Source organism: Citrobacter sp. MGH106 (assembly GCF_001037495.1).
In the GTDB taxonomy this organism is placed as follows: Bacteria; Pseudomonadota; Gammaproteobacteria; order Enterobacterales; family Enterobacteriaceae; genus Citrobacter; species Citrobacter murliniae.
In genome coordinates this window covers 2,717,952-2,735,835 of record NZ_KQ089822.1, presented here as the reverse complement: position 1 = coordinate 2,735,835, position 17,884 = coordinate 2,717,952, and the positions used below count along the sequence as shown (strand labels likewise).

Annotated in this window: 11 protein-coding genes; all 11 read left to right on the top strand. The window is 52.3% G+C overall.

What is annotated here, in order from left to right; translation table 11 throughout:
* Positions 1-276: 276 nt before the first annotated feature.
* The 11 genes from tssH (at position 277) to tssA (ending at position 17,862) form a co-directional block, all read left to right on the top strand.
* Complete coding sequence (tssH, locus tag SK36_RS12920; protein WP_048221706.1) at positions 277-2,931, top strand: type VI secretion system ATPase TssH; 2,655 nt, start codon at positions 277-279, stop codon at positions 2,929-2,931.
* Entirely contained in the window at positions 2,928-5,300 is a 2,373-nt protein-coding gene (locus SK36_RS12915; RefSeq protein ID WP_048221705.1) for a type VI secretion system Vgr family protein, read from the top strand. The genes tssH and SK36_RS12915 overlap by 4 nt, the downstream gene beginning before the upstream one ends.
* A 10-nt stretch (positions 5,301-5,310) precedes the next feature.
* The gene (locus SK36_RS12910; RefSeq protein ID WP_082138882.1) at positions 5,311-6,171 is read left to right on the top strand and encodes a DUF4123 domain-containing protein; all 861 of its coding nucleotides are present in this window, start codon (positions 5,311-5,313) and stop codon (positions 6,169-6,171) included.
* A gap of 5 nt (positions 6,172-6,176) precedes the next feature.
* Positions 6,177-8,759, top strand: coding sequence for a T6SS effector BTH_I2691 family protein (locus tag SK36_RS12905; protein ID WP_048221703.1), 2,583 nt, complete (start codon positions 6,177-6,179; stop codon positions 8,757-8,759).
* Positions 8,756-9,802, top strand: a complete 1,047-nt coding sequence (locus SK36_RS23110; protein WP_053069243.1) for a DUF6708 domain-containing protein — start codon at positions 8,756-8,758, stop codon at positions 9,800-9,802. The genes SK36_RS12905 and SK36_RS23110 overlap by 4 nt, the downstream gene beginning before the upstream one ends.
* A 38-nt stretch (positions 9,803-9,840) precedes the next feature.
* Positions 9,841-10,107 carry a hypothetical protein gene (locus SK36_RS12895; protein ID WP_048221702.1) on the top strand — a complete coding sequence of 89 codons (267 nt, stop codon included), beginning with the start codon at positions 9,841-9,843 and terminating at the stop codon, positions 10,105-10,107.
* Positions 10,108-10,440: 333 nt separating this feature from the next.
* Entirely contained in the window at positions 10,441-10,875 is a 435-nt protein-coding gene (locus SK36_RS12885) for a DUF6708 domain-containing protein (protein WP_331456588.1), read from the top strand.
* Between the two features lie 373 nt (positions 10,876-11,248).
* Positions 11,249-11,515, top strand: a complete 267-nt coding sequence (locus tag SK36_RS12880; protein WP_048221700.1) for a PAAR domain-containing protein — start codon at positions 11,249-11,251, stop codon at positions 11,513-11,515.
* Positions 11,515-12,720: a hypothetical protein gene (locus SK36_RS12875; RefSeq protein WP_136345602.1), complete on the top strand. Its 1,206-nt coding sequence runs from the start codon at positions 11,515-11,517 to the stop codon at positions 12,718-12,720. Before SK36_RS12880 ends, SK36_RS12875 begins: the two co-directional genes overlap by 1 nt.
* An 82-nt stretch (positions 12,721-12,802) precedes the next feature.
* Complete coding sequence (locus tag SK36_RS12870) at positions 12,803-16,270, top strand: ImcF-related family protein (RefSeq protein ID WP_048221698.1); 3,468 nt, start codon at positions 12,803-12,805, stop codon at positions 16,268-16,270.
* A complete protein-coding gene (tssA, locus tag SK36_RS12865) occupies positions 16,270-17,862 on the top strand; it encodes a type VI secretion system protein TssA (protein WP_048221697.1) in 1,593 nt (530 codons plus the stop codon). Before SK36_RS12870 ends, tssA begins: the two co-directional genes overlap by 1 nt.
* Positions 17,863-17,884: the final 22 nt, after the last annotated feature.

Sequence of the window (17,884 nt, the reverse complement as noted above, 5' to 3'; positions counted from 1 at the left end):
GGCGTTGGCGGTGTTCATGCACCCCGGTCACTTACTTATGTAAGCTCCCGGGGCTGCACTCGCTTGCCGCCTTGCTACGGCACGAACTATTTAGAGTAACAGCCTGACGGGCAGCCCATTCTGCCCGCTTTTTCTTCTTTGCTGAATGTCTGCAACGAGCGGGCTTTCAGCAAAGAAACCCACAATCTGCCTGCCTGACCGTATGCGCTTTGGTCCCCTTAACGGGAAACAGCGAGGGGCGGTAGCGTGTCCAGGAACCGACAAAGAGAGAGAGTCATGGAAAATCCAGCCATCCTGCTGCGACGTCTGAACCCTTACTGTGCCCGTGCGATGGAAGGGGCGGCTTCGCTCTGTCAGATCCGCGCCCATGCAGAAATTCTGCCGGAGCACTGGCTGCTGAAGCTGCTGGAGCAGGGCGAAGGCGACCTCACCGTACTGGCGCGCCGTTACGAATGGGATATGGATGCGCTATGGCAGGATTTGCTCGGCTGGCTGGAGAAACAGCCCCGTTCGGTACGTAGCCGCCCGCAACTCTCGGCAAGTATCCAGACACTGCTGCAGGAAGCCTGGCTGCTGGCATCACTGGCCGGGGAAGAGCACATTCGCAGCATCCATTTGTTGATGGCGCTGGTTGATAAACCCAAACTGGTTCGTTGCGATGGTCTGTGGCCGCTGCTGACGCTGGGGCAAAGCCAGATGGAACGTCTGCGTCCGCTGCTGGATGCACAATCAGACGAACGTCCGGACGTGCAGCTTGAAGCCGAACTGGCGCAGAGTCACGGCGGCGAGGTGGAATTTGCTGGTCGCCCGGTTGGGGCAGATCTGAAAGAAGGTGAACTCAATCCGGCCTTGCAGAACGCGCTGGACAAATTCACCCTCGATGTTACCGCCAAAGCGAAGGAAGGCAAAATCGATCCGGTGTTTGGCCGTGATACGGAAATTCGCCAGATGGTGGATATTCTCTCGCGTCGTCGTAAGAACAACCCGATCCTGGTCGGTGACCCGGGTGTCGGTAAAACCGCGCTGGTGGAAGGCCTGGCGCTGCGCATTGCCGAAGGGAATGTGCCGACATCGCTCAAACCGGTTATCCTGCGGACCCTCGACCTTGGTCTGTTGCAGGCGGGGGCCGGCGTGAAGGGGGAATTTGAACAGCGTCTTAAAAACGTCATCGATGCCGTACAGCAGTCACCGGTGCCTATTCTGCTGTTTATTGACGAAGCGCACACCATCATCGGGGCCGGTAATCAGGCTGGTGGCGCTGATGCAGCCAACCTGCTGAAACCGGCTCTGGCGCGTGGTGAGTTGCGTACTATTGCCGCCACCACCTGGAGCGAATACAAGCAGTACTTTGAGCGTGATGCGGCACTGGAGCGCCGCTTCCAGATGGTGAAAGTCGATGAGCCGGACGACGACACTGCGTGTCTGATGCTGCGTGGCCTGAAATCCCGCTATGCAGAACACCATAACGTACACATTACCGACGACGCGGTCCGAGCCGCCGTCACGCTGTCGCGTCGCTATCTGACGGGACGTCAGTTGCCGGACAAAGCGGTTGACCTGCTGGACACGGCAGCCGCTCGCGTGCGCATGAGCCTTGATACAGTCCCTGAAGCCATTGTGCGCCTGAAAGCCCGTCTGACGGCGCTGGAATTTGAAGAGCAGGCGCTGCTGGAGGATATTGCGGCCGGTTGCAACCGGCATGGCGATCGTCTGAGTGTTATAGAGCAGCAGCGTACGGAACTGGAAAACCGACTTCAGGAGCAGGAAAGCCGCTTCAGCAAAGAACAAACGCTGGCGCAACAGTTATTAGTCAGTCGTCAGGACATCAGCAATCAGGCTGAAATGCTTGCGCTTCAACAGCAACTGGAGCAGGAACAGCAGGGGGATGTGCTGGTGCAGGTGGATGTCGACACCCGCACGGTCGCCAACGTGATTGCGGACTGGACGGGCGTGCCATTGTCTTCCCTGATGAAAGACGAACAGGCTGAACTGTTGACGCTCGAAAATGAAATCGGCAGCCGCGTCGTAGGACAGGATCTTTCCCTCACTGCCATCGCTCAGCGTCTGCGTGCGGCCAAAACCGGCCTGACGTCTGAGAACGGCCCGCAGGGTGTATTCCTGCTGGTCGGCCCGAGCGGCGTCGGCAAAACTGAGACCGCACTGGCGCTCGCAGATGTGCTGTACGGCGGCGAAAAATCCCTTATTACCATCAACCTGTCGGAATACCAGGAGCCGCACACGGTTTCCCAGCTGAAGGGTTCGCCTCCGGGTTACGTCGGCTACGGGCAGGGCGGTATTCTGACCGAAGCGGTGCGTAAGCGCCCGTACAGCGTGGTGTTGCTCGATGAGGTGGAAAAAGCCCACCGCGACGTCATGAACCTGTTCTATCAGGTCTTCGACCGCGGCTTTATGCGCGACGGCGAAGGGCGTGAAATCGACTTCCGTAACACCGTTATCCTGATGACCTCCAACCTCGGCAGTGACCCTCTGATGCAGTTGCTGGATGAGCAACCGGGTGCGACTGAAAGCGATGTACAGGAACTGCTGCGTCCTGTTCTGCGCGACCACTTCCAGCCTGCCTTGTTGGCGCGTTTCCAGACAGTGATTTACCGACCGCTGAGTGAGACTGCGATGCGCACCATTGTCGAGATGAAACTCGGCCAGGTCAGTCAGCGTCTGAAGCGCCACTATGGCTTGAACACGCATATCGACGAGAATTTGTACGATGCGTTGACCGCTGCTTGCCTGTTGCCGGATACTGGGGCTCGTAATGTCGACAGCCTGCTTAACCAGCAGATTTTACCGGTGCTGAGCCAGCAGTTGCTGACCCACATGGCCGCAAAACAAAAACCGCAGTCATTACGCCTTACCTGGAGTGAAGAAGAGGGGATTGGGCTGGAGTTTGACCGCACACAAGGAGTGAGCGCATGAGCAGTAATCTCCCGATAAGATTCAGCCATAACCACCATCTGCTGTCAGTAAAAGGCTGTGAGTCAGAACCCGATGTACTGGCGTTTGAAGGCGATGAAGCCCTGAGCACGCCGTTCCGCTACCGTATTGAATTCACCAGTGCAGACCATGCCATCAGCAAAGAGATGATGCTGATGAAGGCCGGTTCACTGACGCTGCAGGCGCCGGTTGACCAGGGCTACGGTATTAAAATACAGCAGCCGGTGCGCGTCATTCAGGGGGTGGTGAGCGGCTTTGAACGTCTCAGCACCTCTAAAGATGAAACCCATTACGCCCTGACGCTTCAGCCGCGCCTGGCGCTGCTCGAACGTTCTCGCCAGAACGCCATTTACCAGGATATGTCGGTCCCGCAAATTGTGGAAAAAATTCTGCGTGAGCGCCACAACATGCGCGGCCAGGATTTCCTGTTCACACTGACCAGAGAGTACCCGCGCCGGGAACAGGTCATGCAGTACGGTGAGGACGACCTGCACTTTATCACCCGCCTGCTGGGTGAGGTCGGCATCTGGTTCCGCTTCACCACCGACACGCGCCTGAACATCGACGTGGTGGAGTTTTACGACAGCCAGCAGGGGTACGAGAAAGGCCTGACGCTGCCATCGGTCCCGCCGTCAGGCCAGCATTCAGAAGGCGTGGACTCGGTGTGGGGAATGGAGAGCCATCACCACGTGGTGCAAAAACAGGTCAGTACCCGCGACTACAACTACCGCCAGGCCACAGAAGACATGAACACGCAGGTCGATGCGACCCGCGGGGACACCACCACCTACGGTGATGCGTATCACTATGCTGACAACTACCTGACGCCGGGCAGCACATACGACCGCAATCCGTCCCCGGAGACCGGGGCGTTTTATGCCCGCATTCGTCATGAGCGTTACCTGAATGCCCAGACGCAGACCCGGGCTGTCACCAGTTGTCCGACGCTTTCCCCGGGGCAGGTACTGAAAGTCACCGGCGGTTTTGAGGTGGCAGAGGTGTTCAGTCAGGGTGTGGTCGTCACGGCGATGCACAGCCATGCGCGGCGAGACGAGGACTTCGGCGTCAGGTTTGACGGTATCCCGGACAGCTCGGATTTTGGTTTCCGTCCTGAACCTGGCACACGCCCGGTGATGGCCGGGACCTTACCGGCCCGCGTCACCAGTACCACCGAAAATGACACCTACGGGCATATTGATAAAGACGGTCGCTACCGCGTCAACATGCTGTTTGACCGCGACAACTGGGAGACCGGGTTTGAGAGCCTGTGGGTGCGTCAGTCCCGCCCGTATGCCGGAGACACCTACGGTCTGCACCTGCCGCTGCTGGCGGGCACCGAAGTGGCGATTGGCTTTGAGGACGGTAACCCGGACAGGCCGTACATTTCCGGCGTGCTGCACGACTCGGCTCACGGCGACCACGTCACCATCCGCAACTACAAACGTAACGTCCTGCGCACGCCGGCGAACAACAAAATCCGCCTTGATGATGAGCGCGGCAAAGAGCATATCAAAGTCAGCACGGAGTACGGCGGCAAGAGCCAGCTCAATCTTGGTCATTTAGTCGATGCCGAAAAACAACAGCGCGGTGAGGGTGCGGAACTCCGTACTGACGATTGGGTTGCTGTACGTGGTGGCAAAGGCTTATTGCTGACATCACAGGGGCAACCTAAAGCGATGGCTCAGCAACTCAGTATGGATGAGATTAAGCAGCAACTCTCGGATGCGCTGGCGCTGGTGGACTCACTGTCCGAATTGATGCAAACAGCAAAACTGGAACCACTGGACAAAAGCACTCAGCAGGGCTTTTTAAAACAGAGTGTCGACTCTCTACAACAACCCGTTATCGTTGCAGGCGCGCCGGGCGGGATTGCGCTTTCTACCCCACAACAAATTCAGCTTAGCGCTAACCAGAATCAGATATTAACGGCAGGTGGTAATACGGAGATCTCATCTCTCAAGCGTATGGCACTGGCAGCAAAACGTGGCATGACATTATTTGTGCACGAGCTGGGTATGAAGCTGGTGGCAGCAACAGGAAAAGTCGTTATTCAGGCACAAACCGATGCCGCTGAAATTACCGCTAAAAAAGGGATCACCATCACCAGTACGGATGATGAAATACTGATCACCGCGAAAAAGAAAATCACGCTGCAATGCGGTGGCTCATATATCACGCTGGATGCCGGAAAGATAGAAAATGGAACGGGCGGTGATTTCAAGGTAAAGAGCGCCAACTTTGATTATGCAGGGGCGGCAAAACTGAATGCAACCTATCCAGGGTTTACGGCCTGTGAAAATGCTGCAACGGATGCTGCTGTACAGGGCAGCGCAACTGTCCCAATGAGTTGAGAATTTAGCCATGATAACAAGACTTTTTCGGGATGAAGCTTTGACACTAACGGAACATCAATATTTGGTCATTGATCGGATGCGTGTGAGTAATGTCCTTGATACTTTACCGCTCATTGAATTGGTTACTCCGCTGACTACCGCTCAGGCTCATCTGTACCCATGGTTGCTATCACTAAACTCCTTGTCGTCAGCGGAATGGGACTGGGTGGAAAGCCGATTCCGGCAGTCGTATGAGACTGTACAACCTTCATACTTTCTGTTGCTTAAAAGTGATCAACCAGAAGCCGTCGTCAGACATCATCTGATGAATTCATTATTTATCAACGATCAGCAGCGTCAAAAGCATATTCTGCGATATTACGATCCGCGAGTGCTCTTTCATCTTAGCTGGATTATGGATGCATGGAGTTTGTCCAATTTATTAAATGCTCATGACCTCACTGACTGGACATTCTGTATTAACTGGCAATGGCACACGCTTTCTTTTAGTGAAAATACGGTTCCAGAACCAGCGATACAGGACAAGAATCAATGGTTTGCATGTATTCAGAAAATTGGACTGATTAATGATGTACTGGCACGTATTTCCCCTGCTGAAGATATGCTTCAGCGGCAGCAGCAAAGCCGGGATATTTTCCAGTTACTCACGGTCGGTGAAGGCTGGCTTAGCGATCCTACCGATCTGTGTAAATTTGCCTGTGATGGCATTCAGTATGGCAAAGACTTCTATTACTCCAAATTTATCACCGTCCTGTTAGAAGACAGCAGGAATACTCCGGGAATGTATCGGCAGATTACCCGAAGCTGGGATCAGGAAAAGTGGCAGCTTGTTATGGAAGAAACAGCAAAAAAGATCAATAAGGGATAATCATTATGAGCCAGAGCAAGGGTTGTAATTTCTGTCGTCGTAGCGGTCTTGCGCTATTGCCTGTTCGTGCGGGGGTTAAAGGCATCGAAGATAATGTTCCAGATTTTCCATCTTCGTTCACTGCTCCAACAGTGGCTGCTCAGGGGGAAACAGCTTACACAACCCGGCTTCTGCGTGAAGGATTTCTCTATATCTGGAATGAACAAGCAGGAAGCTGGATAAATTATTTCACCACCCAGGAAGGCTATTATTATCCCTTGCCTGAAGAAGGCAGTGTTCCCCCTGCGGTGGCTAGTGGGAAAACAAGGCCCTGCATTACTGAACCTGCTGAACTGGCCGCTGCATCATTGATCACTTTGCCACTTTTACCGCCACCCTATAAAAACGGCGTGTACTGGTTTGCCTGGAGCGAAGTGGAGTGGACGGAGGCTGTTCGCAAAAAGCACGAAGACGCCGGGTATCGAGCTCAGTACATGCAGCGTTTTGATCTGGATAGATGGGTTAACAGTGGCAGTGCGGAAAACGTAACGAATATTACCGGGCTATCGGGGACGGTTGCGGAATATTGCGCCAGCGCGGATCGATGTGACATCAAACAATGGACCCCTCTGTACTGGAAGAAAGCGCATGCGCTTGAGGGAACCAATATGATCATGGCGGCAGAGTCTTTATCACCGGGGAAAGGTGGGATCATTGTACTTGATGATCCGGTCGCGGTAACGCAGGAGATTTCCTCGTTATGCAACTGGCGGCTGGATAAAAATTTCAGTAACAACGCGAAGTATGTACGCGGCCTGGCGCTCTCCTCGGCCCTTTCAGGGCTCCATGATGCCATGTGTACCCAGTTCGAACGCGACCTGCTGGATCAGAATGAAAGAACAGAGAATCAGGTACGCTACGGATGGGAAACAACCGGTGGCATTATGATCCCGTCCCAACCGTCACAGGCAGACAGCCTGCATACACTCAATGATCAGGTATTAGCATCCACGGTGGCGGAGCGCTGGTCTCCTTACGAAAAATACATCGATCGCGCTAAACAGAATGCCTTTCTGGCGGGTTTTAAAAAAGCGCTGGAGGCGTATGATCATAGGGTCGTGTCGCCGATGGTGGTCATGTATCTGGGGTGGCTTAAAAGCCAGTGTTTGCTGGATTACCTGAATCACAATTTCGATCCGCGGGATACTGCAAGCGGCGGCGTGTTTATTCAGGCCGTACAGGACTGCGTGAGCGGCATGCAGGATAAAAAAGGGGCATCTGAGTATCTCTCTGAGCAGTTAGCACAACCGTCGATAACAGCAACCAACATATTGCTGCGTGCTACGGTAATGAATAACACGGCCTGGGCACAGCAAGTCAACAGTGCTCTGTCAGTCAGCCGTTACGACGATCTGCCCTGGGATAAACTTGCGGATGGCTTTAAAGATATTACAGGCCATATGAAGGAAGGGATTCACCTGGTGATGGAAACTTATCTCAGTACCATCAGCAGCGTCCTACTGGCTGTAACGCGTAAATCGGTTGATGGCATTCTGATGCCTGCGCTGATTGCGCTGGCCTCTTCTACTGGACATGCTCTGAAAACAGTGAGCCTGACCGGTGAACGAAAGTATTTTGTCAAAGCCGTTTTGGAACAACTGGCCGGGTTGACGGATCAGGAAGGCCGGGTTGCCAAAGATCGTTTGCGCCACTACGTTGACATCGAGATGCGGCGAATGAAAATTTCAGGGTCGGCGGTAGAAGGGCAGCAGCAAAGCCGTTTTATCGTGATGATCGATGCAGACGAAGCAAAACAGCTGGCCTCATCGCCGCTGGAGGGCCGGGCTCAGGCGGCAGCCAGAACAATTCACTCGGTTGAAGAAATCAATGAGTCGGTTTTTCCAAAATACTGGCGGGATAAGCTTTCCATCGCCAAAGGGATGTCCACCCACAGGCTGGCAAGCGATGCCACCACTTCAATCCCCTTTGCCGGATGCACGCTGTCGATGGCGCTGCAGTGGAATGCAGTTATTGGCAGCGGCTTACCTGAAGGCTTTGAAGGAGGGAGTAAATTTGTCGCCAATATCGTCTCCTCCATTGGTGCTTCGGCGGAAGTGCTGAATAATGTCTGGCGAAATTTCAGGTTGATTCGGTTACGGGGTATTGTCCGGATACAGTTTGGGACTGGGGTGGAACGATTTATTTCAACTGCATTACGTGGAGTGATGCGGATTGGTGCTGCTGCAGGGGTGGTTGCTGTATTATTTGATGCATGGCATGCGGTTGATGAACTATTAATAAAATCGAATGGTAGTTTGGGGATGGGCATTGCTTATCTGGCATCTACGACTGGTGGAACTTTCCTTTGGGTTGCCGCGATGGGATGGTTGACATTGGGTCCGCTGGGAATCATCGTTTGCCTGGCGCTCGTTTTTGGTGCGGCGATTTTTTTTGCATCAAAAGAGAAGGATAAAATACAAAAGTGGTTGGCGTCTATGTGGTGGCGCCAAATCCCGGTTGATGATAAAGACATTCCAGAAATCATGCCGGAGACAGCAGAAATGGATTCCTTTAATAAACTGATGCAACAGGGAGATGCTGCAGCATGATGAATTATACGGGGCTGTACACAGCCCATAAATTGAACCGCCCCTTAACGGATCAAGAAAAAAATGGCCGTTTTTATCAGGGAAAACGACGCAGAGTCAATACCATCAATGACGAAGCCTCTGTTATCAGGATGAACTCAACCAATCTGGAAACCGTCTGTAAATATTATTCTGGAACTGGTGTGTCTAGCTCATTGATATTTGTTTTGTCATTTTCAATTTTTGTTATGGTCGCGTATGGTTTTGGATATGCAACTATTGAAACCGTATATGGCAATAGGAATTTCCCATTGATAGGAGGTTTTATTGCGTTAGCATTCACTGCTGTGATCGAATTTTTTTTAATCCGTTTGTTAATTAAGGAATGGTTCAGAAAAACGCATTACCCGATTCGATTTAACCGAAGAAATCAGATGGTATATGTCTATAAAGTCAGCGGAGAAATACTCAGTGTACCCTGGAAGGGTATTTTCTTTACCCCGGCTAAGTCTCTGGGAAGAACCAGTGAATGGGGTATTGACGGGCATATTCTGGCAGAAGATGGGGAAACGGTGATTGACACCTTTAGCTTGGCGGTTTCTTTAACGGCAGGCAAAAAGTTGCTGGGTGAGTACTGGGAGTTTATCCGTTGCTATATGGAAGAAGATTGCGTACAGGAGCTTTCGGAGCTTGTCACGCTATGCCCTCCGGTAGAAAAAAAGAGGGAAGGGTATATTTTCGGGTTGCAGTATCTGATGAAAATGAACTCCCGTCTGGAATGGATCTTTCTGCCGGTGATGTTTCCACTGGATCTTCTCGCCAGCTTTTCTCGCTATATCGCCATGCGCACCAGTAAAATACCGCAGTGGCCTCAGGAGGTGCTGGATTCCTGCCAGTCTGAGCACGATGACCCCATTGATGTCAGCGCAGCGAACAACCCGAAACACCTGTGGCGCTATGTGCTGGCTAATGAAAAACGGGATGTCTATGAAGCACGCTATGCCCGCCAAAAGATGGCCTATGAGTGTATAAAAGCAAAGCTGGATTTACGCTACAGTAAATAGGATGAAGTTTTCCTGAATAATACAGGTAGGTGTGTGATATGGATTATGATGGATTAATGATAAGTTATATTAAGTATCGTTTTCCTGATATTGAACTCGTAGATGATGAGCGGAAGTATCAACTACTTCAGAATGAAGAAATAGACCTTCAGGGGCGGCGAGTAATGGATGATGTTGCTGTTGTTCATCTAAGTTCTAATTATGCTGAAATTGTCGATAAATATTATTCTGTTAAGAGTTTTCTTACTGTTCCAACCCTGATGTTTTTTTTTGCTTTTTTCCTGGGGGGGGGGGCTATTCTCTGACGATGTTTCAGGATCTTATGACCGGAAGAGCACGTGATACATTCTTTTGGAGCTTTGGGGTAATTATGGTGATTATTTCATTTCTACTTGCATGGGGAATGCTTAAATTGATGCGAGTCGAGTGTTTTCGCTGGACACATTACCCGGTACGTTTTGACCGTAAACATCAGCTAGTGCATGTATTCAGCGTTGATGGTGAGGTTTATAGCGTGCGCTGGAATGAGATTTTTTTACTACAGGATGCTATGTTCAGCGTAAATTTAAACGGAAATATTACGATATCCGGGGCCACGTATTAGCGGAAGACCGTAAAACTGTTCTGAAAACCTTCACCTGGCGGTATCCGCCAGCAGCAGAGAGCAGCTATATCCGCACTGGGAGTTTGTGCGTCGTTATATGGAAGAAGGTCCGCAGGCCGTGGCGGAAGTACTGAAGATAATGCCTCCGGTGGAAGGGCGACGCGAGGGCGTCTCTTTTGGTTACTGGTATCTGATGTTTAGCGCAACCTATGGTGCGCCAGTGTTTCTGGTGCCATTCCTGATGGTGCTGTATCTCGCCGCCTGGCCATTCCGGGTATTTGCCATGTACACCAGTAAAATTCCGCGCTGGACGGCAGAGGTAGAGTCAATGTGCCAGATAGACCCCGACGACCCCTGGGATATCAGCGCTGCACAAAATCCTTGCTCAATATGGCGCTGGATGCTGGGAATGGATAAGGCACACACTATGCTGGATAAGAAGCGGCAGAGTTTATCGATGGGCAAGTAACTCAAAGAGTTATCCTGGTGGGCGAAACACGTTGCCATCTTTTTAATGTAATTGTAGCGACTATTTTTATTATTTATTAGGGAGATGGTGCCATATACAAAATTGTATGCGCCTGATAAAAAATAATAATTTTTAACAGAATAGAGAAAGTGGAGGGTTATGCCAGGGAAAATGATGTAGGGGTTACGGAATCAATTATAAGGTCTCTATTGTTCGGGTTAATTATGTTTGTTTAGGATATGGGTAAATATTATCAAACTCTTGGTTGGCTATTTTAATACTGCTTGTATCGTTGTTAGGTGAAATAAAAATTAAGCACTAGTAATTTCTTTTTCGGGTTGGGTTTGTTGCAAATAATGAGAAAGGGGGAAGTGTGAAAGGTATTATTCGTATCGGAGATAAAACAACTCACGGAGGGCAGGTCTTATCCGGCTCTTCCGTGATGAAGTTTGAAGGAATTGGCATTGCGCGAAAAGGCGATCCTGTTAGCTGTCCGCGTGAGGGGCATAGTCCTTCTTACATCTCTGAAGGGCATCCAACGATGAAAGATAACGGTGTTGCAGTGGCATTTCATGGTTACAAATGCACGTGTGGCTGTACGCTAATTTCTTCTCTTGGCAATGCTACGACGAGTAAATAATGCCGATAGATCTCAATTGCACCCCTGAAAAGGCTATCCGACAGCCCGCACCTTCAGTAAAACGTTGGTTGATTGTTTTACTCGTACTGATCTCCATCAGCGGTCTACTGACTGCCTGGCTATGGCCTTCAGGAGTCTCGAGCCAAACCCCGTTATTCTGGCTTTGTTTTCCTGGTGCAGCGATGATTTCCTGGTTAGTTATTTTTGTCCTGCGCTGGGTTATTTATCTGGCTCCTGTGTTTAATGCTGATGGGTGGGATGATACCCGGCAGCAGGATATTGAGCAGGATATCTGGCGTGGGCAACGTAGTATGGTGATACATGCCCAGGTTGTTCATTTACCTCATGCGATTGCAACGGCATCAATATCAGCTCAATTGCTGATGACAGATGGAATATCTCTGCCGTTACAAGTGAACAATGCAACGCAAGCCATTATTCATCAGGCCAGATTTGATAGCATCACGCATCCGCTGGAACAGCGTTTAGAAAAACAACTTAAAGCGCTTTTGTTAAATGGACCGTTGCAGTCGGCTTTTCATCAATTACCGGCAAACAGTGAGCTGACGATTTTATTGCAGACCAATCTGGATATTGCCACTTTTCCTGAGCGTTTAGCACCGTTACAAAACCTGGTTGAGAAAAACATCGTCGCGCCTTTGCGTCTGGTTTTTGCGCAAGGTGATGGGCTTGGATTCATTGATAACTGGCTTGACAATAATGAAGACGAACAAGTGTTACTGGTGCTTGCGTTAAATCTGTCGACAAAAGAGATTGATGGTACAAGCGATGCTGCTGTAGCACTGCTACTACAAGGGAATGTTCATCAGCCATGGGAAGGTATTGCCTACCTCCATCGACCGGAACAGACCCATCAAGATCTTGGAATGGGCTACGCATTGCAACAGGCATTGTTATGGGGAAAATCCTGTGCGGAAGATATCCGCCAGATCTGGTTTTCTGGGATGGGAACCACGAATAAAGCAGAAAATATTTTTTCTCAGGCGGCAATACAATTCTCCTCAGCCGGTCAACACTGTGATATCGATCTTCGCACGGGAGATACTGAACATGTGTCTTCATGGCTGGCAATTGCTGTGGCGGCTGAAAATGCCCGGAGTTCGGGTAGCCCGCAGCTATTAATGAATGTATCGGAAAAACACCCTTTGCCGTGGTTTATCGTTATTAATCCGATCTTCAAATAATTCTTATCCTGACCAGTTTAATCCACAGTACTTTTCGTTTGTCTGATTTTGTTGTTACCCCGCCTTCCAGGAGTAAGTCGCAGTGAAGCGAATTAAAGAATTATTCAATAGTACCAAATTCCAGTTCTGGCTCATTTGCCTGGTGGTTCTCATGCTGGGATCGGGCATTTATCTGGTGCTAAAATTCCATCCTGATTGGATGTGGATAACACCAGATTCTGCCCATCAGAATATATTGGTGGTCACCGATATACTGATCACAGTGGGGATCCTGACATGGCTCCTGATTGTTCTTTTTTCCAGCCGGATCGCCGGAGGTCGGGAATATCTAAAGGCAAAAGCCCTGATATCGGCAAAAAACAGCGCTGTGTCACGGGGTGTCGAGAAAAAATCAGGCGGTGTTGATAAATACGGGATCCGTCAGTTTTGTTCCCATCTCCGCCGCCGCTACGGCCTTTTCTGGCGCCGCAAAGTTCGTCTCCTCTTAATCACCGGTGACGAAACCGCTATCGATCAACTGCTCCCCGGCCTGCAAAGCCAGCAGTGGCTTGAAGGCAACCGCACTGTTCTGATTTACGGCGGCAGTCTGACTGCTGAGCCCGCTAAGGAAAAATACGCCGCGCTGCGCAAACTGCGTCGTGGCCGCCCGCTGGATGGGATTGTCCGGGTCATTGCGGAAGGGCAGACGCTCACGCCGCAAATCAGCGACAGCGACCTACGGGGGCTGGAGAAAATCAGTGAACTGCTACGCTATTGCGCCCCGGTCTGGCTGTGGAAACTGTGCGACAGCGACTGGTCTCAGACGAAGCGCCCTGAGCAGGCTGTCGGGGCAAGCTTCCCGCTGCGTGCCAAAGAAGAGGATATTACCCGCCAGCTTGAGGGGATGCTGCCGGAGTTGCGGGCGCAGGGTGTCAGTCAGGTCATTGAGAATAACCGTCACGACTTTCTGTTACGTCTGGGTCAGCACCTGAAAGAGGGCGGTATCAGCCGCTGGGCTCAGCAACTGGTGCCATGGTTGTCAGCCTCCCAGCAACGTATTCCGCTGCGTGGCCTGATGTTCAGCCTGACGGGAAGTCCATCGCCTGAAAACGTCGTTGCTTACGCTGATGTTGAGAATAATATCCCTGGATCGCGGCGTCATGCTCTGACCCTGCCGGTGACCTGGGATGGCGTCGTTGATGACTGTACCCGCGTGCGCGGCCGCCGTGTCGGACTGCCCTGGGAGCAGACGCTCGCCTGGACGCTGATGACCATTATCGGTGTCTGGATGGTGGGGCTGATACTCTCCTTTGCCATGAACTATGGACAGATTTCATCTGTTGCGGGAAAAGCCCGCAACCTGGTGGAACATCCTTCCGTTTCTGATTTTCAGCTGACGGCATTACATGAACTGCGAAACGACGCGGGTCGTCTGCAACACCATGTTCAGGAGGGGGCCCCCTGGTATCAGCGCTTTGGTCTTGACCATAATCAGCAGCTACTTAATGCGATGCTCCCGTGGTATGGCGTCGCGAACAATCACCTGATCCGTGATCCGGCGAATATCTCCCTGATGCAGACGCTCACCGTGCTGGCAAATTCCGTCCCCAACAGTGACAGGCGTGCGCAACTGGCGAAACCGGGCTATGACCAGCTTAAGGCCTGGCTGATGATGGCCCGTCCTGATAAAGCCGACGGCGAGTTTTACGCGCAGACCATGAAAACCGTACAGCCGACGCACAGGGGCATTTCAACGGGCCTGTGGCAGAGCCTGTCGCCAGACCTGTGGGCGTTCTACATTTCCGAACTGCCCAATCAGCCACAGTGGAAAATCACACCGGATGCTTCTCTGGTCAGTCAGAGCCGTCAGGTGCTGTTGCAGCAGATTGGCCGACGCAATGCAGAAGGGACGCTGTATGAAAATATGCTCAAATCGGTACGGCGCAACTTTGCGGATGTCTCACTGGAAGACATGACCAATGGTACCGATGCCCGACGTCTGTTTACCACCGATGAGGTGGTTCCAGGGATGTTCACCCGTCAGGCATGGGAAGGCGGTATTGAGCAGGCCATTGAGAATGCGGCCAATACTCGCCGGGATGAAATAGACTGGGTGCTGAGTGACAACCACAAGGCAGTGTCTGCGGAGCTATCCCCGGAAGCGCTGAAAGCGCGTCTGACCCAGCGCTATTTCATTGATTTTGCCGGAAGCTGGCTCAACTTCCTCAACAGCCTGCGACTTAACCCGGCGCACAACATCGCCGATGTGACCGACCAGCTGACGCTGATGAGCGATGTGCGTCAGTCGCCGCTGATTGCCCTGATGAACACCATCGCCTGGCAGGGACAGGCCGGGCAACAGACGGAGGGCCTTTCTGACTCCATTATTAAGTCGGCGAAAGACCTGGTCGCCGGGAAGGATAAACCGGTGATTGACCAGTCGGCCACAGGCCCGCAGGGACCGCTGGATGACACCTTCGGACCTTTACTGACACTGATGGGAAAAAACAAAGCCAGCAATGTGATGTCTGCTGACAACACGCTGAGCCTGCAAACTTATCTGACCCGTATTACACGTGTACGTTTGCGTCTACAGCAGGTGGCGAGTGCATCTGATCCGCAGGAGATGATGCAGACGCTTGCGCAGACGGTTTTCCAGGGCAAGAGTGTGGACCTGACCGACACGCAACAGTACGGCAGCCTGGTGGCGGCAAGCCTCGGGGAAGAGTGGAGTGGTTTTGGCAACACGATGTTTGTTCAGCCGCTGACTCAGGCCTGGGAGACGGTGTTGCAACCGTCAGCCGCCAGTCTGAATGACCGCTGGAACCGCTCGGTGGTGGCGAACTGGCACATGGCCTTTGAGGGGCGTTTCCCGTTTGCGGCGAGCAAGAGTGACGCTTCCCTGCCGATGCTGGCCGAGTTTATCCGTAAAGACAGTGGTCGTATCGACCGGTTCCTGACCACCGAGCTCAATGGCGTACTGCACAAAGAGGGGAGTCAGTGGGTACCGGACACTGCACACAGCCAGGGGCTGATATTTAATCCGGCTTTTCTGCGGGCGGTGAATCAACTGAGTCAACTGTCGGACATTCTGTTTACTGACGGCAGCCAGGGGATAAGTTTTGAGCTACAGGCCCGCCCGGCAGCGCAGGTGGTGGAAACCCAGTTAACGATTGACGGACAGAAGCTGCATTACTTTAACCAGATGGCCGACTGGCAGTCTTTCCGCTGGCCGGGCGAAACCTGGAAGCCGGGAACGATGCTGACCTGGACGTCGACCAGCGCCGGTGCGCGGCTGTTCGGGGATTACGGCGGCACCTGGGGCTTTATTCGCTGGCTGGAGCAGGGTAAACGCCAGCAGCTTGATCGCAGCCAGTGGATGCTGAGCTTTACCGCGCCAGACGGAAGAACGCTGCAGTGGGTGCTGCGCTCACAACTCGGAAACGGACCGCTGGCACTGCTGACGTTGCGTAACTTCAGTCTGCCGGAGCAGATATTCAGTGTGGATGCCTCTGCGACCTCGCAGACTCTGGACAGAGCCGGGAATTTAGCTATGAAGGGAATGGAATAATGGCGACATTACAAAGCGTACTTTATGCCTGCGGTGCTGATGAGCAGACTTTGCTGACAAGTGCGCGGTCACACAGCACTCAGTGGGCGCGCTGGCTGGAGCCGATTAGCGACAATGAGCCAACCGGCGAAGATCCGGGCTATGACGACGATTTTCAGCGCATTCGCGAAGAGGTCAACAAACTTTCCGGTATTGATACGGGACTGATTTGCGAGTTGACGGAAAAGTTGCTGACCGGCACCTGCAAAGATCTGCGCGTTATCACCTTTTATGTCTGGGCGCGCCTGCATCAGGACGGTGAATCCGGTTTTGCACAGGGGATTGAACTTCTGGCGGCAATGCTTGAGCGGTTCGGTTCCAGGCTGCATCCACGTCGTGAAAGGAGCCGTAAAACTGCCCTGGAGTGGCTTGGCAGCAGTCGCGTGACTGACAGCCTGTCTTTATACCCGGAAGTGGACATGTCTGTTATGCAGCGCATTACAGGCGGGCTGCTTCTGGCGGAACAGTCTTTTCAACTGTTTGATGAAGATGCCCGTCCGGAGCTTGGGGGGTTGTATCAGGCTCTGGACAATCGTCTGGTACAGAACGGCGGTGCCAACAGTCTGGTGCCACAGACCAGTCGGGAAGAGGGTGCAATAACGGTGTCAGACTCTTCTGCGCCAGTGATGAATGCTGTCACGTCGGGACGTGATTTACTCGATCAGGCTAAGGTGCTGGCGAAATACCTGCGCTCCCTGCCGGGAGGGTGGCTGGCCGGACATCATCTGCTGAAAAGCGTTCGCTGGGATACGCTAACTGAACTTCCGCCGCTGGATGCCTCCGGGCGCACTCGTCTGGTCCCGCCTAAACCCGATAACAAGGCGCACCTCAAACGTCTGTATCTGCAGAAAAGCTGGTCTGAATTGCTGGAACATACGGACACGTTGCTGGCTCAGGGCGTCAATCACTTGTGGCTGGATGTGCAGTGGTATGCCTGGCAGGCGCTGGTGAAACTGGATAATGACAGCGTGCGTGCCGATATTCTCTGCCGTGACATTAAAGGTTTGCTGGCGCGTCTGCCGGGGCTGGAAGCACTCGCTTTCAGTGACGGCACACCTTTCGCTGATGAAGTCACCATGAACTGGATAAACGAAAGTGTGCTTGATGACATGTCAGGATGGAATGATAAGCCGGTATCAGCCGTATCCGCTGACAGTGATGATGTGCTGACGCTGGAGTCTGAAGTGCTGGCGAAAGCGGACAGTGAAGGTATTGAAGCTGCGCTTAACTGGCTTCTCGTCCAACCGGGATACACCTCTTCCCGGGATCGGTGGCTGATGCGACTGCTGATGGCTCGGGTAAGCGAACAGTACGGTAAAAACGAAATGGCGCTGCATCTGCTGCGCGAACTTGATAGCGATGCAAAGCAACTGACCCTCGAACAGTGGACGCCGGAACTAATGTTTGAAGTCAAAGCCCGCAGACTCAAGCTGCTGCGCGCTAAAGCCGGTCGCAGTGACGTGGATAAAACGCGCCTGCAGGTCGAAATGGATTTGCTGCTTTCCGGATTGGTTGCTTTAGATCCCGCCCGTGCAGTCGTTCTCTGCGCCTGATGATTCAATGAAAGATTATAAA